The organism is Enterobacter sp. CRENT-193 (genome assembly GCF_002787395.1).
Lineage (GTDB): Bacteria > Pseudomonadota > Gammaproteobacteria > Enterobacterales > Enterobacteriaceae > Enterobacter > Enterobacter hormaechei_C.
The window spans coordinates 2,542,357-2,563,667 of the sequence record NZ_CP024812.1 but is presented as its reverse complement, the minus strand read 5'-3'; the positions used below and the strand labels follow the sequence as shown (position 1 = coordinate 2,563,667).

At 58.5% G+C, this 21,311-nt stretch carries 15 protein-coding genes, 2 tRNA genes and 1 pseudogene; 12 read left to right on the top strand and 6 right to left on the bottom strand.

Annotation, left to right across the window (positions count from 1 at the left end; genetic code table 11):
• Positions 1 to 15 precede the first annotated feature (15 nt).
• Positions 16 to 1,665 (top strand): class I fumarate hydratase FumA, encoded by a 1,650-nt coding sequence (gene fumA, locus CU081_RS12500; protein WP_003859549.1) that lies wholly within the window; start codon positions 16 to 18, stop codon positions 1,663 to 1,665.
• Here fumA and CU081_RS12495 read toward each other — a convergent pair.
• Positions 1,654 to 2,586: a LysR family transcriptional regulator gene (locus tag CU081_RS12495; RefSeq protein WP_022651468.1), complete on the bottom strand. Its 933-nt coding sequence runs from the start codon at positions 2,584 to 2,586 to the stop codon at positions 1,654 to 1,656. The two genes, fumA and CU081_RS12495, sit on opposite strands and share 12 nt — an antisense overlap.
• Positions 2,587 to 2,653: 67 nt before the next feature.
• On the opposite strand from CU081_RS12495, the pseudogene CU081_RS12490 reads away from it, so the two are divergent.
• The 3 genes and pseudogenes from CU081_RS12490 to CU081_RS12480 all read left to right on the top strand — a co-directional run bounded on the left by CU081_RS12490 (position 2,654) and on the right by CU081_RS12480 (position 6,305).
• Positions 2,654 to 3,948: pseudogene (locus tag CU081_RS12490) on the top strand (serine hydrolase domain-containing protein).
• 260 nt (positions 3,949 to 4,208) lie between these two features.
• Positions 4,209 to 5,510, top strand: coding sequence for an MFS transporter (locus CU081_RS12485; protein WP_058647505.1), 1,302 nt, complete (start codon positions 4,209 to 4,211; stop codon positions 5,508 to 5,510).
• A 6-nt stretch (positions 5,511 to 5,516) separates the two neighbouring features.
• Entirely contained in the window at positions 5,517 to 6,305 is a 789-nt protein-coding gene (locus CU081_RS12480; protein ID WP_022651469.1) for a substrate-binding domain-containing protein, read from the top strand.
• Here the strand turns inward: CU081_RS12480 and CU081_RS12475 are convergent.
• The gene (locus CU081_RS12475) at positions 6,277 to 7,179 is read right to left on the bottom strand and encodes a LysR family transcriptional regulator (protein ID WP_003859540.1); all 903 of its coding nucleotides are present in this window, start codon (positions 7,177 to 7,179) and stop codon (positions 6,277 to 6,279) included. The two genes, CU081_RS12480 and CU081_RS12475, sit on opposite strands and share 29 nt — an antisense overlap.
• A gap of 266 nt (positions 7,180 to 7,445) precedes the next feature.
• Here CU081_RS12475 and mtfA point away from each other — a divergent pair, with 266 nt between their 5' ends.
• Positions 7,446 to 8,243, top strand: a complete 798-nt coding sequence (gene mtfA, locus CU081_RS12470; RefSeq protein ID WP_003859539.1) for a DgsA anti-repressor MtfA — start codon at positions 7,446 to 7,448, stop codon at positions 8,241 to 8,243.
• A 3-nt stretch (positions 8,244 to 8,246) separates the two neighbouring features.
• Here the strand turns inward: mtfA and CU081_RS12465 are convergent, their stop codons facing one another.
• Positions 8,247 to 9,446, bottom strand: a complete 1,200-nt coding sequence (locus tag CU081_RS12465) for an MFS transporter (protein ID WP_003859538.1) — start codon at positions 9,444 to 9,446, stop codon at positions 8,247 to 8,249.
• A 138-nt stretch (positions 9,447 to 9,584) separates the two neighbouring features.
• On the opposite strand from CU081_RS12465, the gene CU081_RS12460 reads away from it, so the two are divergent.
• From CU081_RS12460 to CU081_RS12435, 6 genes are all read left to right on the top strand, one after another.
• Positions 9,585 to 11,327 (top strand): IucA/IucC family protein, encoded by a 1,743-nt coding sequence (locus CU081_RS12460; RefSeq protein WP_003859537.1) that lies wholly within the window; start codon positions 9,585 to 9,587, stop codon positions 11,325 to 11,327.
• Entirely contained in the window at positions 11,327 to 12,274 is a 948-nt protein-coding gene (locus tag CU081_RS12455; protein WP_003859536.1) for a GNAT family N-acetyltransferase, read from the top strand. The genes CU081_RS12460 and CU081_RS12455 overlap by 1 nt, the downstream gene beginning before the upstream one ends.
• Positions 12,271 to 14,013, top strand: coding sequence for an IucA/IucC family protein (iucC, locus tag CU081_RS12450; protein ID WP_003859535.1), 1,743 nt, complete (start codon positions 12,271 to 12,273; stop codon positions 14,011 to 14,013). Before CU081_RS12455 ends, iucC begins: the two co-directional genes overlap by 4 nt.
• Positions 14,010 to 15,335, top strand: a complete 1,326-nt coding sequence (locus CU081_RS12445) for a lysine N(6)-hydroxylase/L-ornithine N(5)-oxygenase family protein (protein ID WP_003859534.1) — start codon at positions 14,010 to 14,012, stop codon at positions 15,333 to 15,335. Before iucC ends, CU081_RS12445 begins: the two co-directional genes overlap by 4 nt.
• 26 nt (positions 15,336 to 15,361) lie before the next feature.
• A complete protein-coding gene (locus CU081_RS12440) occupies positions 15,362 to 17,551 on the top strand; it encodes a TonB-dependent siderophore receptor (protein WP_003859533.1) in 2,190 nt (729 codons plus the stop codon).
• Positions 17,552 to 17,718: 167 nt separating this feature from the next.
• Positions 17,719 to 17,794: transfer RNA gene (locus tag CU081_RS12435), tRNA-Asn, on the top strand.
• 99 nt (positions 17,795 to 17,893) lie between these two features.
• Here CU081_RS12435 and cbl read toward each other — a convergent pair.
• Positions 17,894 to 18,844, bottom strand: coding sequence for an HTH-type transcriptional regulator Cbl (cbl, locus tag CU081_RS12430; protein ID WP_003859532.1), 951 nt, complete (start codon positions 18,842 to 18,844; stop codon positions 17,894 to 17,896).
• 96 nt (positions 18,845 to 18,940) lie between these two features.
• Positions 18,941 to 19,858, bottom strand: coding sequence for a nitrogen assimilation transcriptional regulator NAC (gene nac / locus CU081_RS12425; RefSeq protein WP_003859531.1), 918 nt, complete (start codon positions 19,856 to 19,858; stop codon positions 18,941 to 18,943).
• Between the two features lie 320 nt (positions 19,859 to 20,178).
• Between nac and CU081_RS12420 the strand changes: the two genes are divergently transcribed.
• Positions 20,179 to 20,254, top strand: a tRNA-Asn gene (locus CU081_RS12420).
• A gap of 92 nt (positions 20,255 to 20,346) precedes the next feature.
• Here the strand turns inward: CU081_RS12420 and ldtA are convergent.
• A complete protein-coding gene (ldtA, locus tag CU081_RS12415; protein WP_003859528.1) occupies positions 20,347 to 21,270 on the bottom strand; it encodes a L,D-transpeptidase in 924 nt (307 codons plus the stop codon).
• Between the last annotated feature and the right edge of the window lie 41 nt (positions 21,271 to 21,311).

Here is a 21,311-nt window from a genome sequence, read left to right as displayed (position 1 = left end):
TTTGTGGAGCAAGCTATGTCAAACAAACCCTTTATTTACCAGAACCCCTTCCCTCTCGCGCATGACGACACCGAATACTATCTGCTGACCAAAGAGCATGTCTCCGTTGCCGAGTTCGACGGTCAGGAAGTGCTGAAAGTGGAGCCGGAAGCCCTGACCCTGCTGGCGCAGCAGGCTTTCCACGACGCCGCGTTTATGCTGCGTCCGTCTCATCAGAAGCAGGTTGCCGCCATTCTTAACGATCCGGAAGCCAGCCAGAACGATAAGTACGTTGCCCTGCAATTCCTGCGCAACTCCGAAATTGCGGCGAAAGGCGTGCTGCCCACCTGTCAGGATACCGGTACGGCAATCATTATGGGTAAGAAAGGCCAGCGCGTCTGGACCGGCGGCGGCGACGAAGCGGCGCTGAGTCAGGGCGTGTATAACACCTATATTGAAGACAACCTGCGCTACTCGCAGAACGCGGCGCTGGATATGTATAAAGAGGTGAATACCGGCACCAACCTGCCCGCGCAGATCGACCTCTACAGCGTTGATGGTGACGAGTATAAATTCCTGTGCATGGCGAAAGGCGGCGGTTCCGCCAACAAAACTTATCTGTATCAGGAAACCAAAGCGCTGATCACCCCGGCGAAGCTGAAAAATTATCTGGTTGAGAAGATGCGGACCCTGGGCACCGCGGCCTGCCCGCCTTACCATATCGCCTTCGTTATCGGCGGCACCTCTGCGGAAGCCACGCTGAAAACCGTCAAGCTCGCCTCTGCGCGCTACTACGATGGCCTGCCAACCGAAGGCAACGCGCACGGCCAGGCGTTCCGCGACGTCCAGCTCGAGCAGGAACTGCTTCAGGAAGCGCAAAACCTCGGCCTGGGCGCGCAGTTTGGCGGGAAATACTTCGCGCACGATATTCGCGTAATCCGTCTGCCGCGCCACGGCGCCTCCTGCCCGATCGGCATGGGCGTCTCCTGCTCCGCTGACCGCAACATCAAGGCGAAGATTAACCGCGAGGGGATCTGGATTGAGAAGCTGGAGCACAATCCGGGCCAGTATATTCCTGAATCCCTGCGCCAGCAGGGAGAAGGCGACGTGGTAAGCATTGATCTGAACAAGCCGATGCCCGACATTCTGGCGCAGCTTTCCGCGCACCCTGTCTCCACCCGCCTGTCGCTGAACGGCACCATTATTGTGGCGCGCGACATCGCCCATGCGAAGCTGAAAGAGCTGCTCGACAACGGGGAAGAACTGCCGCAGTACGTTAAAGATCACCCGATTTACTATGCTGGCCCGGCGAAAACGCCAGAAGGTTACGCGTCTGGCTCCTTAGGCCCGACCACCGCCGGGCGTATGGACTCCTATGTAGACTTACTGCAATCCAACGGTGCGAGCATGATCATGCTGGCCAAAGGTAACCGCAGCCAGCAGGTCACCGACGCCTGCCATAAGCACGGCGGCTTCTACCTCGGCAGCATTGGCGGCCCGGCGGCGGTACTGGCGCAAAACAGCATCAAGAGTCTGGAGTGCGTGGCCTATCCTGAACTGGGAATGGAAGCCATCTGGAAAATTGAAGTGGAGAACTTCCCGGCGTTTATCCTGGTGGATGACAAAGGCAACGACTTCTTTCAGCAGATCCAGAATAAACAGTGCAAAGGGTGCTCACAGCGCTGAGCGTTTCCATAACGCCGGAAGCTGCGAGAGCGTATCGTTGATCAACCCGCGCTTGTCGCTGCCCGGCTTCCAGATGGTGACCATCGTCTGGCTTATCCCCTGGCTGCCCACTTCGGTGGGCAGCCTTTTTACGTTTTTCCACTGCGTTGCGTGAAGATGGGTCGGCAAAAATCCCCAGCCGCAGCCCTGCTCCAGCAGGCCGCGCAGCATCTCCAGTTCGTTAGTGAAAAGCGTGTGCCCTGAAATTTGCAGGCGACGGGCAACCGGCTCGTCTGACGCGGCATGCATAACCACCTGTGGAACCAGAGAGAGATCGAGCAGCGACACCGGCGACGCAACCTCCGCAAAAAGCGCCGTTGCGGCGTAAAAATCCATTTCGATCGCCCCCAGCGCCCGCCACTCCATCTCATTGCCCACGCTGCGGTTGCGCGCCTGGCAGATCCCCAGATCGGCCTGACCGTTCGCCAGCATGGCTTCCGCCTCATCGCGCGATGCGCTGGTCAGGCTCAGGCGGATCTTTTTCGTCGCCAGCGTAGCGATCAGCGCCTGCAAAAAGGCTCTGGGGGTGAACGGATCGTAAACAAGGGCAATGTCCTGCGTCGCGCTGTCCGGCACCGTACGGGCAAACGCCTCAAACGCTTTGACCTGCCGCATCAGCAGGTGCGCCTGCCGCTGAAGCTGCTCCCCCTCCGGCGTCAGGCGCAGGCTACGCCCCTCCCGCAGGAACAGCGCGTAGCCCAGCCCATCCTCAAGGAAATCGATCAGATCCCGCAGGGTTGTACGATCTTTGCCGAGTTTACTGGCCGCCTTCATCAGGCTGCCATGCTCAGCGACGGCGGTGAACGCCTCAAGCTGGGCAAAAGAATAGATCAGTGATGCCACGTCATTCTCCACGCGATTTTCCGGGGGATTTTCCCCCATAACGCGTTTTTTATTATAGGCCTCAGGTTCTTAAACTGAAGTCCTTCCTGAGCCAAACGAGATAAATATGAAAATCAAAACAAACCGCACACTGCTCGCGGCGCTGGTTATCAGCAGCCTGCTCTCGCCCGCCGTCATGGCGGCCTGCAACGGTACCGAACTCACGACCTGTCCGGCGCCTTTCGATGCCAGACTCCCGGACGCACATACCATGCTCACCTGGAGCCAGGCCGATCGCGTGGTGGGCTTTCGCAATGACTACCGCAACTACGCGGGCGATGTGTTCCGCCACGGCAACGCTACGCCACTGCTGCCCGCAGAAAAACCGCTCACCGATGCCCGCTATCAGGTGAAGGGTAAGATTTACAATCTTCAGGATTACCTGAAACGCCAGAACGTCAGCGGCATGCTGGTGCTGAAAAATGGCAAAGTGGCCTATAAATATCTGGGAGAAGGCAATACCGACTCTACGCTCTGGACGTCGCGTTCCGTGGGCAAATCCGTGGTCTCCGCGCTGGTGGGTGTTGCGATTAAAGAAGGGAAAATCCACTCCCTGGACGACCTTGTCACCCAATACGAACCGGATTTAAAAGGCACCGCCTGGGAGGGCGTAACGCTGAAACAGCTCATCACCCACACCTCGGGCGTGGCGTGGACTGAAGATTACACCAACGCGCAATCTGACTTCGCCCGGCTTACCGAATGCGAAGCGAAGCCGGGCACCTACGACTGTGTGCGCACCCTGGTGAAGGGGTTACACCGTGAACACCCAGCGGGCGAAAACTGGTCCTATTCCTCGGGTGGCGCCTGGCTGTTAGGCGATGTGCTTGAGCGCGCCACCGGCATGACGCTCGCGGCGTATCTGGAGAAAAGCATCTGGCAGCCGTACGGTATGGCAAGCGACGGCGTGTGGCATGCCTACAGCAAAGGCCAGCACGACGTGGGTGCGCATGGGTTCAACGCCACGCTGGAAGACTGGGGGCGTTTCGGGGAGTTTATCCTGCATAACGGTACCCTGCCGGACGGAAAGCAGATCCTCCCGAGGGCTGGGTGAAACAGTCCTCAGCCTGGACACAGGCCAAAGGATCGGTGTCCGAGGCGCATCCGAAGGGGTTGTACGGCTACCAGTGGTGGAACAATGAAGTGCCAGCCACCGCCACAAATGTGGAGCCGAAAGTCGAAAATTCGCTGAAGGATTCCCTGTGGGCGCTGGGTATTTTTGGGCAGATGATCATGGTTAATCAGAAAGAAAATCTGGTTATCGTCCAGTGGTCCACCTGGCCGCAGGCAGAGCCGTCATTCAGCGCCCAGCCGCTGGAAGCGTCGCTGATGTTTAGCGCGATTGCGAACGCGCTGCGCTGATAATCCCAAGCCAGGCCCCGCCTGGCTTCTCATCTGCGCGGTGTCACAAAACTGATATATCAGCGACTTAGCGAAACGTGGTAAATAAAAGATCATCGAAATGTTAAGTTATTGTTGAATATGTAAATACTGGTCAACGCATTGTCATTAATGCACCACACGCATCGGTTTATGCGCTATTTGCGCTTATTAATTTCCACTTCCTGATCCAGTTTTCAGAAACAGACGAGCATAACGTCGCTATAAAACTGGAGATAATCATGGTTTCCTCAACCTCACCTGCAACGGTTCGTGCGAAAGCGGGCGCGATTTTCCGCGTCACGTCGAGCAACTTTCTTGAGCAATTCGACTTCTTTCTGTTCGGCTTTTATGCCACCTACATCGCCCATACTTTTTTCCCGGCAAGCAGTGAATTTGCGTCACTGATGATGACCTTCGCCGTCTTTGGCGCGGGCTTCCTGATGCGTCCGATCGGGGCCATTGTGCTGGGGGCTTACATTGATAAAGTGGGCCGCCGTAAAGGGCTGATCGTCACCCTGTCGATTATGGCCGCCGGAACCTTTCTGATTGTGCTGATCCCTTCTTATCAGAGCATTGGCCTGTGGGCACCGCTGCTGGTGCTGACCGGCCGCCTGTTGCAGGGTTTTTCGGCAGGCGCCGAGCTGGGCGGGGTTTCGGTTTATCTGGCGGAGATCGCCACGCCGGGCCGCAAGGGTTTCTATACCAGCTGGCAGTCAGGTAGCCAGCAGGTCGCCATTATGATCGCGGCGGCGATGGGCTTCGCGCTGAATGTGGTGCTGGAAGAGAGTGCCATTCGCGAATGGGGGTGGCGTATTCCGTTCCTGTTTGGCTGTCTGATTGTGCCGTTCATCTTTTTCCTGCGCCGCAAGCTCGAAGAGACCGAGGAATTCAGCGCCCGGCGCCACCATCTGGCGATGCGTCAGGTCTTCACAACGCTGCTCGCCAACTGGCCGGTCGTCGTCGCGGGCATGCTGATGGTGGCGATGACCACCACCGCGTTTTACCTGATCACCGTTTACGCGCCGACCTTCGGTAAAAAAGTCCTGATGCTCAGCGCGTCGGACAGTCTTCTGGTCACGCTGCTGGTGGCGGTGTCCAACTTCATCTGGCTGCCGGTGGGCGGCGCGCTGTCGGATCGCTTCGGGCGTAAACCGGTGCTGATCGCCATGACGCTGCTGGCGCTGGCAACCAGCTATCCGGCGCTGACGATGCTGGCGGCAGCCCCGAGCTTCTCAATGATGCTGACCGTGCTGCTGTGGCTCTCTTTCCTCTACGGTCTGTATAACGGCGCGATGATCCCGGCCCTGACTGAGATCATGCCAGCAGAGGTGCGCGTGGCGGGCTTCTCGCTGGCTTACAGCCTGGCAACGGCGGTCTTTGGCGGTTTCACGCCGGTGATTTCGACCGCCTTAATTGAGTACACCGGCGACAAAGCTTCCCCGGGCTACTGGATGAGCTTTGCCGCCGTTTGCGCCCTGCTGGCAACGCTCTATCTCTATCGTCGTCGCACGTTAATCCTGCAAACTGCCGTTAAGGAGTGATCCCTCATGCTTACATTCAGAACGGTGATTGCCGCCCTGACCTTCGCCACCCTCAGCGCGGGCGCGCTTGCGCAGGATGTGACGGTGATGATTTCTGGCGGCTTCAAAGCGGCGCTGGAGAAGCTGACGCCGCAGTACGAAGCGCAAAGCGGCGACAGGATCATTGTGATCTCCGGCCCGTCGATGGGCAAAACGCCGCAGGCCATTCCGGCCCGGCTCGCCCGGGGCGAAAAAGCGGACGTGGTGATTATGGTGGGCGATGCGCTGGCGAAACTGGAACAGGATCGCAGGACGGCGGCGGGCTCCCGCGTTGAGCTGGCGGATTCGCCCGTCGGGATGGTCGTCAAAGCGGGCGCGCCGGTGCCGGATATCAGTACGGTGCCTGCCCTGCGGCAAACGCTGCTGAAGGCGCATTCCATGGCTTATTCCGACAGCGTCAGCGGCCGGTATGTTGAGAGCCAGCTGTTCCGTAAGCTGGGCATAGACGGCCAGGTCCACGATAAAGCGCACCGGGTTGAGCGTATCCCGGTGGCGTCTGAAGTGGCAAAAGGGAAATACGACCTCGGCTTTCAGCAGGTGAGCGAGCTTCTGCCGGTCCCGGGGGTGACGTTTGTCGGTAAGTTGCCTGACGACATGCAGTACATTACCCGTTTCGCCGGAGCCGTAACGCAGAAGGCCGACCATCCTGAACAGGGAAAAGCGCTGCTGACTTTTCTCGCCTCGCCACAGGCCGCCAGCGTCATTACGGCAACGGGCTTAACGCCCGTCAGTGCACCTCGCGATACTGCTCGGTAATCAGCGTTTCGAGTTCGGCAGCAATATAGGACTGGATCCGACCGCGGCGGCGGATCAGCCCCACGGTTCGCCTGACTTCAGGCTCGGTTAAAGGTACCGACGTCAGCAGCGAATGCTCTGCGCGGGGCATTGACATGGCGGGAACGGCCGCAATGCCGATCCCGGCTTCAACCATCCCCAGCATGGTCGTCACGTGCCGCGTTTCGCAGATGCTGGGGCGCTCAGGCCGAATATGCCCGACCCGCTGGTCGAGAAGATTGCGGTTGCCGGAGGTCTTATCCAGACCGATATAATCCTGCTGATAAAAAGCCTGCCACGTCAGGCTTTTTCTTTTTGCAAGCGGGCTGTCGCGTCGGCAGGCGGCCACGTAGACATCCTCCACCAGCGGGACAAACTCGATGTCGGGCTGCAAACTCCGGGCAAAGCAGATACCAAAATCCGCCTGTCCGCGGGTGACGGCCTCGATAACATTTCCGGCGCTGCTGTCGATCAGTTTTATGCGCACGCGGGGGTAACGGGACTGAAAGCGGCGGATCACATCCGGCATAAAGTAACAGGCGGCTGACGGCACCGTCGCCACGGTGATTAGCCCCGTGCGCTCTTCGCTGGCCTTATCGATATCCGAAAGCATGGACTCCACGTCAGCAAGCAGTTGCCCGCACCGGTCGGCAAAGGTCTGTCCATACAGGGTCAGCGTGACGCGCCGGGTGGTTCTGTCGAACAGTTTTGTCCCCAGTGCCGCCTCCAGCTTTTCAATTCTGCGACTCAACGCCGACTGGGAAAGGCAGATAGATTCTGCCGCAAGACGGAAATTGCCGTATTCCAGTAAAGCGCGGAAGGCATAGAGATCGTTGAGGTCAAAATTGACGGGCATACTGACGGGATCCTTAAGCACGGTAGGGTAAGAAGAGATTTATCATAGCCGCGCACGACATACTTCACAAAATGAAGGGGATACCCCTAAAGCGCTATCAACCTGACGGCACATAGTGATAGTTTATGCGGGCTGGATTCCTCTTAAACAGGCCGCCACTCTGCATGCAGCCGATGAGGAGTGTCATACTGCTTAACAGAGTATGTTGGCATGCTAACAGCCCCTGACCTTTCCATTTTGTTCACGTGCGAGTAACGAGCAAAGCGATGATTAAGTGGCCCTGGAAAACGAACGACGCTGGTCGAAATATGGCGCTCCCCTGGGATGAGGCTCTGGCGATCCCCGTGCTGGCGAATCTCTTGCCTGAAGAGCAATCAAAGCTGATTCAGCTGGCCGAGCGTTTTTTACAGCAAAAACGGCTGGTACCGCTACAGGGCTTCGAACTGGATCCGCTTAAAAATTCGCGCATCGCCCTGCTCTTCTGCTTGCCGGTGCTGGAGCTGGGTATCGAATGGCTGGATGGCTTCCACGAAGTGCTGATCTACCCGGCGCCGTTCATCGTCGATGATGAGTGGGAGGATGACATCGGGCTGGTGCACAACCAGCGTATGGTGCAGTCCGGGCAGAGCTGGCAGCAAGGGCCAATCATCCTCAACTGGCTGGATATTCAAGACTCGTTCGATGCCTCGGGCTTCAACCTGATCATTCACGAAGTGGCGCATAAGCTGGATACCCGTAACGGCGATCGCGCCAGCGGCGTGCCGCTGATCCCGCTGCGTGAAGTCGCGGGATGGGAGCACGACCTGCACGCGGCGATGGAAAACATTCAGGATGAGATCGACCTGGTGGGTGAAAGCGCGGCCAGCATTGATGCCTACGCCGCGACCGATCCCGCCGAGTGCTTTGCGGTGCTGTCCGAGTATTTCTTTAGCGCACCTGAGCTTTTTGCCCCGCGCTTCCCGGCGCTGTGGCAGCGTTTTTGCCAGTTTTATCAGCAGGATCCACTCCAGCGTCTGCGGCAAAGTGAGGACGCAGCCAGCACATCCTCTCATCCGTTCCACTAATGTTTAAGGGGTACGATCGGTCGATCGTACCCACACGCTCACCGCGAGAAACAGCAGCGCCATTCCCCATGCGGCAGTAATCAAAAACTGCTCACCGTAAAAGCGCGTCACCACGGGTACCAGCAGCGCGCTGGCCCCGTAGCCCAGCGTATGGCTGGTGGCGATCACCCCTGCGCCTTTGCCCGTCGTCAGCCGATCGTTGAGCAAAAGCTGGTATCCCGGCGTTGCCATGGCGGCCCCCAGCGAAGTGATGACAATGCCCACGTAGAACAGGGCTAAACTGGCGAGAGACATCAGCCCAAGACCCGCCACCATCAGCACTGCGGCAATTAAGAGTAAAACTCTCGGGGTAAAATGCTGCGGGCGTACCACCAGAAACTGCGCCGCCAGGGTCGCCAGGGCGGCCAGACTCAGCAATAGCGCGACATGATGGCTAATTTGCACGGCATCGCCATTGAATAACGGATGAAGATGCGGCGATAAGCCAAGCTGCATCAGGCTGACCAGCGCTGCCAGCAGCAGCGCCAGCACCAGGAAAGGCAGCATGGAGGCCTGTAACCGCGTCGACTGGTGCGCCACCGGCGGCAGCGGGGGATCGGCGGCTTCGCGCAGCACCAGCAGCAGCGCGATCAACGGCGCCAGCGCCATCAGCCAGAGCGGTGCGACCGGGCTGACGCTGAGCATCAGCGCGGCCAGAGGCGGTCCCAGCAGACGCCCGCAGCTCAGGCCAGAGCTTATCGTCGCCAGCGCCGCCATCCTTTTATCCAGCCCCGCGCGTTGAATGGCCCACGTCTGGGCCGCAGGCACCAGCCCTGATACCGTCAGGCCGTACAGCATGCGCGACAGAACCAGGCCCGCCATTCCCCAGAGGGCATTCAGCGCGCCGTTCGCCATCGCCCAGACTACCAGCGCCATCACGACGAAGCTCGCCAGGTAGCCGCCCAGCGAGGCCAGCATAACGATCTGACAGCCGTGCCGCTCGCTCTGGCGTCCCCACCAGGGCGATGCGGGTAAAAAGAGCATCGAGCCGAACATCAACAGCCCGGCCCAGACGGAGAGCGACAATCCGGTCAGGGAGACCAGCTGCGGCAGCATGACCAGCAAACCGTTTTGTCCAATACCTAATAAACCGGCGCCCAGTGCCAGGGGCCAGTTAGCTTTGGGGGCCACAACGTCAGTGAGATTCTCGGTACGGGTGCGCATAAAATTGTGAAGATAATGTCAATAAATGTGTGGAAATTATGAAGTTTATGAAAACAAATATTGCAAAAATAGTTGCCACTGTAAACAGAATGAATATCATAACGAGAATTATTATCAGTCATGGAATGAGGTACAACTATGCGTACTCTGCCCCGCTCCGCCGGTACAGATGTTGCGGCCCAGTGTTTTTTGAACGCGCTACTGCGCGAAACGAAGGACTGGCACTATCTTCCCGCAACCCGTGCGGATGAGTTATCACTGATTCATATCCCGCTCTCCCCAACCCAGGCCATTCGGGTTCCGGTACGCTATTTCTCCCCCACACAGCATCACCAGTATCTTTTCCCGGCAACGCTGATTCAGGCCGACAGCGACGGCGGTGACACGGTCACATTCCATCAACTGATTGATTTAATTATTGAAAAAGAGACGGTTAAAGGCGCTCTGGATGCCGATACGCTGGCTCGCTTTAAGCAGCGCGTCCTGGAAAGCCATACACACACCTGGCAGGCCATTGATTTACGCCACAACTGGGCAAACCTGCGCGATAAGCCGCTGACCTTTGCCGAAGCGGAACAGGCGCTGCTGGTCGGCCATGCTTTTCATCCTGCCCCAAAGTCGCACGAGCCGTTTAACGAGGCCGAGGCGCGTCGCTATCTGCCGGATTTCGCCTCCCGCTTCCCGCTGCGCTGGTTTGCGGTTGAGCATGAGCTGATTACCGGCGACAGCCTGAATGTCTCCCTGCGGGAACGTCTGCTGCGCTTTGCAGCGCAGAGCGCGCCGGCTCTTCTCGGTCACTTCACCGACACCTGCTGGCTACTGCCGATGCACCCGTGGCAGGCCGACTATCTGCTGGAGCAGGACTGGTGCCAGCGTCTGGTAGAAAAAGGCGCCCTGCGCGATCTGGGCGAAGCCGGTGCGCCATGGCTACCCACCAGCTCTTCCCGCTCGCTGTACAGTGAAACCAACAGCGACATGATTAAGTTTTCCCTGAGCGTGCGGCTGACCAACTCCGTGCGCACGCTGTCGGTGAAAGAGGTTAAGCGCGGCATGCGCCTGGCGCGGCTGGCGAAAACGGCACGCTGGCAGGAACTTCAGGCGCGCTACCCGACCATGCGCGTGATGCAGGAGGACGGCTGGGCGGGGCTGCGCGATGAGCACGGCGTCATTCAGGAAGAGAGCCTGATGGCCCTGCGCGTCAATCTGCTGTTCGATACCCCTGAAACGCAAACCAACGTGCTGGTGAGCCTGACCCAGGCCGCGCCGGACGGCGGCGACAGCCTGCTCGCCGCGGCGGTGCGTCGTCTGAGCCAGCGTCTGGACTTACCCCTCGCCCAGGCCGCGCGCTGCTGGCTGGATGCCTACTGCGACCGCGTATTGCTTCCGCTGTTCAGCGCCGAGGCGGACTACGGTCTGGTCCTGCTGGCGCACCAGCAAAATATCCTCGTTGAGATGCAGCAGGATTTCCCCGTTGGGCTGATCTACCGTGACTGCCAGGGCAGCGCCTGGACCGAAGGGGCCGACGCGTGGCTGAATGAGGCAGGTGAAACCGAAGTTGAAAACCGCTTCGGTGAGAGCCAGCTGCTGCGCTACTTCCCTTATTACCTGCTGCTGAACTCTACCCTTGCCGTCACCGCCGCGCTCGCCGCTGCCGGTTTCGACAGCGAAGAGAACCTGATGTCCCGCGTGCGTGACGCGCTGGCCGAACTGCGCACGACGGCGAAGCAGACCCGCTGCCTTGATTATGTGCTCGACAGCCCGACCTGGAACTGCAAAGGCAACTTCTTCTGCTATCTGCACGATCGCAACGAAAACACCATCGTCGATCCGGCGGTGATCTATTTCGACTTTAGCAACCCGTTTTATAAGGAGAAGGCGTGATGGCAAACGCGAATATCGTCCATTCCGGCTACGGCTTTCGCTGCACGGTCACGGAACAAAACCTGCCGCTGACGCTGGGTCTCGACGGCTGCGCGGTGCTGGAGCGGCTGACCGGGCTCCCGGACGGCTGGCTGGTGGACGCCCTCGACCAGCTGTTTGTTGCCGCGCCCGCCCTGACCGGCATTACCCTGCCGTGGGCAGCCTGGCAGGATGAACCTCAGGCGCAGGCGCTGTTTAGCCTCGTTCACGGAGATTATCTGGCGCGTGAAATTTTCTGGCAGCTGCCGCTGTGGCTGAAAGGCGAGCGTCCGCAGGCGAGCGGCGGAATGCAGTTTGATGAAAGCCGTCAGCTGTACTTCCCGCTGCGCCCTCACCGCCCGCAGGGCGAGGTGTATCGCCGTTACGATCCGCAGATTAAGCGCACCCTGAGCTTCCGCGTGGCGGACGTGGCGCTGGACGGCGAGCGTTTTACCCGCTGGATGAACACCCCACGCGTGAACGCTTTCTGGGAGATGGCCGGCCCGCAGGCCGAGCAGGAGAACTACCTGCGTCGCCAGCTCGACTCGACCTATTGCTATCCGGTGATCGGCTGCTTTGACGATCAGCCATTCGGCTATTTTGAACTCTACTGGGCGGCGGAAGACCGCATTGGCCGCCACTATCGCTGGCAGCCCTTTGACCGCGGGCTGCATATGCTGGTGGGCGAAGAGAACTGGCGCGGAGCGCAGTATATCCGCAGCTGGCTGCGCGGCCTGAGCCACTATCTGTATCTCGATGAACCGCGCACGGCGCGCATTGTGGCGGAACCGCGCTTCGACAACCAGCGTCTGTTCCGCCATCTGGCGTCCGCCGGTTTCGACACGGTGAAAGAGTTCGACTTCCCGCACAAACGCTCCCGCCTCATCATGAGCGAGCGTCATCGCTTCTTCCACGAGGTGGAACTGTGAACGCACTCTGGCAGAAAGTGAACCGCGAGATGGTGGCGAAGATCCTCGCCGAACTGGAATATGAACGCACCCTGCGCGCCGAGCCGGATTCGGCGGACTACTGGCGCATTAGTATGGGCAACGCGTGCTGGCAGTTTCGCGCCACGCGTGGGATCTGGGGCTGGCTGCATATTGACCCTGATACCCTGACCACCACCAGCGGCGCGGCGGTCGAAGCGGAAAACGCGCTGCTGCAACTGGCCACCGTACTGGAGATGAGCGACGCGCAAACAGCGGAGCACATGGAAGATCTCTACGCCACGCTGCGGGGCGACATGCAGCTGTTGCAGGCGCGTGAAACGCTGGATGCCGATGCGCTGATCCACCTTGACCCGGACGAGCTACAGTGCCTGATGCGCGGTCACCCGAAGTTTATTTTCAATAAGGGACGCCGCGGCTGGGGGCTGGATGCCCTGCGCCTGTACGCGCCGGAATATCGCGGGCGTTTTCGCCTGCACTGGGTCGCCGTGCAGCGCGATCGTCTGGTCTGGAGCAGCGACGCCGATTGCGATATTAACGCCCTGCTCTCCAGCGCCATGGACGATGCCGAGCGCGAGCGGTTCGACGCCCGCTGGCAGGAGCTGGATCTGGATGATAGCTGGCTGCCGGTGCCGCTGCACCCGTGGCAATGGCAGCAAAAAATTGCCATTCATTTCCTGGCGCAGCTCGCACGCGGTGAAATGGTGGAGCTGGGTGAGTTCGGCGATGAGTATCTGGCGCAGCAGTCCCTGCGCACGCTGACCAACGCCAGCCGTCGCACGCCGTATGACATCAAGCTGCCGCTGACCATCTACAACACCTCCTGCTATCGCGGTATTCCGGGCAAGTATATTGCCGCCGGTCCGCTGGCCTCGCGCTGGCTACAGCAGCAGTTTGCCAGCGATGCCACGCTGATTCGCTCCGGGGCGCAGGTGCTTGGCGAACCCGCTGCCGGATATCTGTCGCATCCGGGTTATGCCGCATTGCCTGAGGCGCCGTACCGCTATCAGGAGATGCTGGGGGTGATCTGGCGCGAGAACCCATCCTGCTATTTACAGGATGGTGAACAGGCGGTGCTGATGGCGGCGCTGATGGAAACCGATAATCAGGGGCGCCCGCTGATTGACGCATGGATCAAACGCTCGGGGTTAACCGCTGACGCATGGCTGGAAAAGCTGTTTGAGGCGACGGTGATCCCCTTCTATCACCTGCTCTGTCGCTACGGGGTGGCGCTCATCGCCCACGGCCAGAACGTCACGCTGGTGATGAAAGATTACGTTCCGCAGCGCATTTTGCTGAAGGATTTCCAGGGCGATATGCGCCTGGTGGATGAAGATTTCCCGCAGGCGCAGAGCCTGCCGGAGCAGGTAAAAGCGGTGACGGCGCGCCTCAGCGCGGATTACATCATCCACGACCTGCAAACCGGCAACTTTGTCACGGTGCTGCGCTTTATATCCCGCCTCACCCTGCAATGCGGCGTGAATGAAACCCGCTTCTATCAGATCCTGGCGCTGGTGTTACATCGTTATATGGCCGCCCATCCGGATCTTGCGGCGCGCTTCGCGAAGTTCGACCTGTTTAAGCCGCAGATTATTCGCGTGATCCTCAACCCGGTCAAACTGACCTTCTCTGAACACGACGGCGGCAGCCGCATGCTGCCGAACTACGTCTGCGATCTTGATAACCCTCTTTTTCTGGTCTCCCGGGAGTCAGCGCAATGAAAACCTATGATTTCATCGGCATTGGTATCGGTCCGTTCAACCTCAGTATTGCCGCGCTGGCGGAGGGGCTGGACGGTTTTAGCTCGCTGTTTCTTGAACGCAAGCCGCACTTCTCCTGGCACCCGGGGATGATGGTGCCGGACTGCCATATGCAGACCAGCTTCCTGAAGGATCTGGTCAGCGCCGTAGAGCCAACCAACCGCCACAGCTTCCTGAACTACCTGGTACAACGCAAAAAGTTCTACCGTTTCCTCACCACCGAGCAGCGCACCGTGTCGCGCGAGGAGTTTGCCGACTACCTGTGCTGGGCGGCAGATAACCTCACCAACCTGGCCTTCAGCCAGCAGGTACAGCAGGTCAGCTTTGATGAGCAAAACGGCCTGTTTGAGATCGTGACCCAGCGGGATCGCTTCCTGGCGCGGCACGTCTGCGTGGGGATTGGGAAGCAGATCAATCTGCCAGACTGCGTCACCGCGCAGGACGATACCTGCTTCCACGCCAGCGAAATGATGCTGCGCACGCCGGATTTAGCGGGCAAGCGCGTCACCGTCGTCGGCGGCGGCCAGAGCGGTGCGGATCTGTTTTTGAATATCTTCCGTGGGGAATGGGGCCAGCCGCTGAGCCTCAACTGGGTGTCGCGCCGCAACAACTACAACGCGCTGGATGAAGCCGCGTTTGCTAACGAGTATTTCACGCCAGAGTATGTGGACAGCTTCTCGACCCTCAGTGACGACGCCCGACGTCAGATGTTGCAGGAGCAGAGAATGACCTCCGACGGGATCACCACCGAGTCCCTGCTGGCGATTTACCGCGCCATGTACCACCGTTTCGAAGTGCTGCGTGAAAAACCCTGGGCGCACCTGATGCCGTCCCGCTCGGTGACGGCGCTGACGCGCCAGGAAACCGGACCTCGCCTCAGCATCCAGCATCACCTGGACGGCGGGCGCGAACAGCTTGAAAGCGACGTGGTGATTTTCGCCACCGGCTACCGCGCCGTGCAGCCTGCTTTTCTCGCCCCGCTCTCTTCCCGACTGCGTCTGGATGAGGATGAAGCCTTCTGCATCAACAACGATTTTACCCTTGAATGGGACGGCCCGCAGAGCAACCGCCTGTTTGCCGTGAATGCCGGGATGCACCGTCTCGGTATTGCCGAACCCCAGCTCAGCCTGATGGCCTGGCGCGCGGCGCGAATTTTGAATCGCGCTCACGATGACGAGCCGTTTGAGCTGGCAACCACCCCCGGCGTGATCCACTGGCGGAGCACCACCAGCCCGGAGAGCAGCCAGGTTATTAAATCATTAATAAAGACCACCGAGTACTGACACACACATTCAGGATCAACATAACAATGAAACGTTCTCATCTTTGGGTTTTAAATCCGTGCTTGCTTGCCATGCTTTCTACCTCTGCGTGGGCGGAAGAACAAAAGGAAGAAGATATTGTGGTCTCCGCCAGCCGGGCACATCGCAGCGTGGCAGAGATGGCGCAAACCACCTGGGTTATTGAGCGGGCGGAAATTGAGCAGCAGGTTCAGGGCGGGAAAGAGATTAAAGACGTTCTGGCCCAGCTGATCCCCGGCATGGACGTCAGCAGCCAGGGACGTACCAACTACGGCATGAACCTGCGCGGTCGCTCCATGATGGTGATGGTGGACGGCGTACGTCTGAACTCGTCCCGCAGCGACAGCCGCCAGCTCGACTCTATCGATCCGTTCAACATTGACCGCATCGAAGTGATCTCCGGCGCCACCTCGCTGTACGGCGGCGGCAGTACCGGCGGGCTGGTGAACATCGTCACCAAAAAAGGCCAGCCGGAGACCGAAGTGGAGTTCCAGACCGGGGCAAAAAGCGGGTTTAACAGCCATAACGACCATGATGAGAACGTCTCCGCAGCCGTGAGCGGCGGCAATGACAACGCCTCTGGTCGTCTGTCGGTCTCCTATCAGCGCTACGGCGGCTGGTATGACGGCAACGGCGACGAGGTGATTATCGATAACACCCAGACCGGCTTGCAGTATTCCGACCGTATCGACGTGATGGGGACAGGCACCATCAACATCGACGATCATCAGCAGCTCCAGTTAACCACGCAGTACTACAAGAGCGAATCTGACGGCAAGCACGGCCTGTTCCTTGGGGAGAATTTCGCTGCGGTCACGGGCGATGCCAAAGCCTATAACAAAGACAACCTGAACTCTGACCGTATCCCGGGCACAGAGCGTCACCTGATCAACCTGCAATACTCGAACACCGATTTCTGGGGTCAGGATCTGGTTGCGCAGATTTACTACCGTGATGAGAGTCTGACCTACTACCCGTTCCCGACGCTGAGCAAAGGCGCGGTGACCAGCATTGGCGCGTCCCAGCAGAAAACCGATTTTTACGGCGGCAAGCTGACGCTGAACAGCAAGCCGATGGACGACCTGACCCTCACCTGGGGTGTGGATGCCGACCATGAAACATTCGATGCCAACCAGCAGTTCTTCGACTTAAGCAAAGCGGCGGCGAGCGGCGGCATGGAGCTGGACAATGCCTACAACGTGGGCCGTTATCCGGGTTACAGCATTACCAACCTCGCGCCGTTCCTGCAAGCCAGCTATGACATTGACGCCATCACACTGAGCGGCGGCGTGCGTTATCAGTACACCGAAAACAAGGTGGACGATTTTGTCGGTTACGCCCAGCAGCAGGCAATCGCCACGGGCAAAGCCACCTCCGCTGACGCGGTGCCGGGCGGGAAAACCGACTACAACAACTTCCTGTTTAACGCCGGGATCCTTGGACGTCTGACCGAACAGCAACAGCTGTGGTTTAACTTCTCCCAGGGCTTCGAGATCCCGGACCTGGCGAAGTACTACGGCTCCGGCACCTATCAGCTGGTCGATGGTCACTATCGTCTGCAAAACAGCGTCAATGTGAACGACTCAACGCTGGACGGGATTAAGGTCAATGCTTACGAGCTCGGCTGGCGCTTCACCGGCGATAACCTGCGTACTCAGGTGGCGGCATACTACTCGCTCTCGGATAAAACCATCACCATCAACAAGAGCGACATGACCATCAACCTGGAGGACGACAAACGTCGTATCTACGGGATTGAAGGCCAGGTGGATTATTTCTTCACCGACAGCGACTGGAGCACCGGGGCGAACTTTAACGCCATCAAGTCCGAAACGCGTGAAAACGGGAAATGGGAGAAGCTGACGGTCGACAGCGCCAGCCCGTCTAAAGCCAGCGCATGGGTCAACTGGGCGCCGGGCGACTGGACGCTACGCGTGCAGAGCACACAAACCTTTGACGTGTCTGACGCCGACGGTAAGAAGATTGATGGCTATAACACCGTTGATTTCCTGGGTAGCTACGCCCTGCCGGTGGGCAAAGTCAGCTTCAGCGTGGAGAACCTGCTGGACAAAGACTACACCACCGCCTGGGGCCAGCGCGCACCGGGGCTGTATAGCCCAACCTACGGCGCACCGGGTCTTTATACTTATAAAGGCCGTGGACGTACGTTTGGTCTGAATTACTCCGTTCTGTTCTGATCCTGCGCGCCGCCTGTCTGCGGGCGGCGCGATTTGCTGTGCAATTTGAAAGCAAATTTGCTATTAAATCATCGGTTTGCTGAAATTGTCGACAAACGAACAAAAACGGTGTTTTCCCCTTTGACAAGGCGCACGCAGGTCGATAATATGCGCCTCGTTCACACGATTCCTCTGTAGTTCAGTCGGTAGAACGGCGGACTGTTAATCCGTATGTCACTGGTTCGAGTCCAGTCAGAGGAGCCAAATTTGAAAAGCCTGCTTTTAAAGCAGGCTTTTTGCTTTTGTGGGTTCGGTAAATTTGCCGGGTGGCGGCTGCGCCTTACCCGGCCTACTGATTAGCGACTAAATCTGATAATCAATCGCCACCTCTTCCGGCTCCATCACCTGGCGTTTGATCTCATCCACCGACAGCCCCGCGTTGCATAGCTCAATAAAACGCCACACGTAGTTACGCTGAAGCTGCCCGCGCTTTAGCCCCAGCCAGACGGTATTCGCATCGAACAGATGACGCGTATCCAGACGCACCAGATTTCCGGCCTCATATTCTCCGCCAGACTGCTCGGCCACCAGGCCAATCCCCAGCCCTAACTCGACGTAGGTTTTGATCACGTCGGAATCCTGCGCGCTCAGCACCACGTCCGGCGTGAGCCCTTTACGCTTGAACGCTTCATCAATGCGCGAGCGCCCGGTAATGCCCTGCCGGTAGGTAATCAGCGGCCATTTGACGATCTCTTCCAGCGTCAACGGCGAAACCTGATTCAGCGGGTGATCGGCGGGTAACAGCAGGCTGTGGTGCCAGCGGAACCACGGGAACGCCACCAGCAGCGGGTCGTTGCTCAGCCGTTCACTGGCGATACCGATATCGGCTCCGCCGTTATGCAGCAGCACTTCGATTTCCTGCGGCGTGCCCTGGATCAGTTCGAGACGTACGTCCGGGAAGATCTCACGAAATGCTTTGATAACCGTCGGAAGACTGTAGCGCGCCTGTGTATGGGTGGTGGCGATAGTCAGCACACCGGAAGCGTCGTTGGTAAAGAGATCCGCCAGCCGGCGAACGTTGCTGGCCTCGTTGAGAATGCGCTCAGCGATGGTCAGTAATGCCTTGCCTGGCTCGGTCATACCCAGCAGGCGCTTGCCGCGACGGATAAAAATCTCAATGCCTAACTCCTCCTCCAGCTCGCGGATATGCCGGCTGACGCCCGACTGAGAGGTGTAAAGCATATTGGCGACTTCGGTCAGGTTGTAATCCCGCCTGGCCGCCTCACGAATAATTTTAAGTTGCTGGAAATTCACAATTCACTCCGGCGCATCTGACATAAGGCTATTGTTAGAGTCAGCCGGGCTGGAGAACAAATAATAAAAACCAGCATCTTATGCTTATTTGGAATATCAGCTGACCAGTTGCAGCTCGCGATTTTCCAGCGACGGCTTACTGACCAGAGACATCAGGATCTCTTTCACCGCCTGCGCCTGCGGTGACAGGGAGCCGCGCGCGGACATATTTAACGACAGCGGTAAGCTCATGGATGGCGTGGTGATACGGGCCATCCAGCCGTTTGCCGCGCTGCACAGTGAACGTGCGGCAGACTCGGGAAGAACCGTTACACCCATGCCGCTGGCAATGGCGGCAGTCAGCGTGGAGATGGAGTCGATCTCGCCGATGATCTTCGCCGTCAGACGGCGCAGCGAAAACGCTTCGTCAACGCGCACGCGCACGGCACTGTAGTCGCGCGGCAGAAACAGGTTCATCTCTGCCACAGCGGTTAAATCAATGCTCTGGCCAGGGCAATCACGGGTACCGACCAGATAAAGATCTTCCTTCAGCAGCGGCTGGCTGGTGATCCCGGCAACCGGGGAGCGATCGTACAGCACCGCCATATCCAGCTGACCGTTGAGCAGTTTGTCATTGAGCACGGAACCACTGTTCTCATGCAGATAAACCAGCACTTCCGGTAGCTCTGCTCGCACCGCCTGAAGCAGCGGCATGGTTACCGACGATGCGGCCGTTCCCGGCGCCAGCCCGATAGAGACATGGCCACTCAGGGTCTGACCCACATTGTGCACGGCCAGCTGCGCCTGTTCACACTGACGCAGGATCGTGCGGGCATGGGTATATAAAATTTTTCCAGCTTCGGTAGGCGTTACGCCGCGCTTGGTGCGGATCAACAGTTGCTGGTCCATTTCGCCTTCCAGAGTCGCGACCTGCTGGCTCAGCGCAGGCTGCGCGATATGCAGCACTTCAGCCGCCTGGGTCAGGCTGCCGATATCGACGATTTTTACGAAGTATTTCAGTCGTCTTAAGTTCATGTTGCCCCCTGTTCGAAAATAGCGTGCCGGTAACGGCTGTGTTGTTAAACAGGTTTTGCAATATGGATGCCAGTTTTTTGCAGCGGGTGTATGTCTCTGCTAAGCGGCTGAAAATAAGGAAAGCCAATCACTGATGCCTGTTTTGAGACGGGGACAACGGTTTCCGATCTGCCCCATTCGGGGTATATCTGCACAATAATGGTGCATTCCGTTGGCAAAAACGTCACTTTGCTGGTTTTGTCAGCAAACAGTCTGAAGTGGGCGATACATCCTTTGACAAGGCGTACGGAGGTCGATAATATGCGCCCCGTTCACACGATTCCTCTGTAGTTCAGTCGGTAGAACGGCGGACTGTTAATCCGTATGTCACTGGTTCGAGTCCAGTCAGAGGAGCCAAATTTGAAAAGCCTGCTTTTAAAGCAGGCTTTTTGCTTTTCTGCGTTCGGTAAGTTTGTCGGGTGGCGCTCCGCTTACCCGACCTACGGTATTCAAGGCCCGGCAAGCGAAGCGCTACCAGTCATAGCAAGCTTCACCGGCATCCCCGACCGCCGTTCCAGTTCAGCGCCCGCCCCTTCACTTATCAGCTGCGTCCTTTGTGCGGCTGAAATGGGCAGCGGCACCTTATTTGTCGATTCAAATTCCGCGCGATTGCGTGAAAGCGGCTCATGAACCTCTACCCAACGGCTACCGTCCGGCTCCGTGGTCACTTTTACGGGCTGATCGATAAGCTGTACCCGCGTCCCCACCGAAACGTTATCGAACAGGTATTTGATATCGTTATTACGCAGGCGAATGCAGCCCTGGCTGACGCGCAGACCAATGCCGAAATTTGAGTTGGTACCGTGGATCGCGTACAGCCTGCCGATATAGAGGGCATACAGCCCCATCGGGTTATCCGGCCCGGCGGGAACGAACGCGGGCAACGTTTTCCCTTCCTTCGCGTAAGCGCGTCGCGTATTTGGCGTGGGTGACCAGGTTGGGCCTTCCTGTTTGCGCTCAACGGCGGTTACCCAGTTACGCGGCGTTTCGCGCCCGGCCTGACCGATGCCAATAGGCAGCACCTCAACCGTGTTGCTGCCGGGTGGATAATAGTAAAGTCGCATTTCCGCGACGTTCACCACAATTCCCTCGCGCACCGTTGGCGGCAGAATAAGCTGCTGGGGTACCACCAGCTGTGTTCCGGCTCGCGGTAAAAACGGATCCACCCCCGGGTTGGCTTCCAGCATATTGCTCAACCCCTGTCCGTGCTGCGCTGCAAACGCTTCGAGCGGCAGAGTATTGCCCTCAGGCACGGTGATGGTGATCGGCGCCCCCACCAGGCGGCTGCCCTCCGGAGGGAGGGGGTAGGTTACAGCAGATGCAGCGGGAACCAGAATACCAAGCGTAAAAACGAACGAGGCAAATCGAATCATAGTGTTCTGTACTCAGTCAAAGAGAAAGCCTGCCGGTGGGC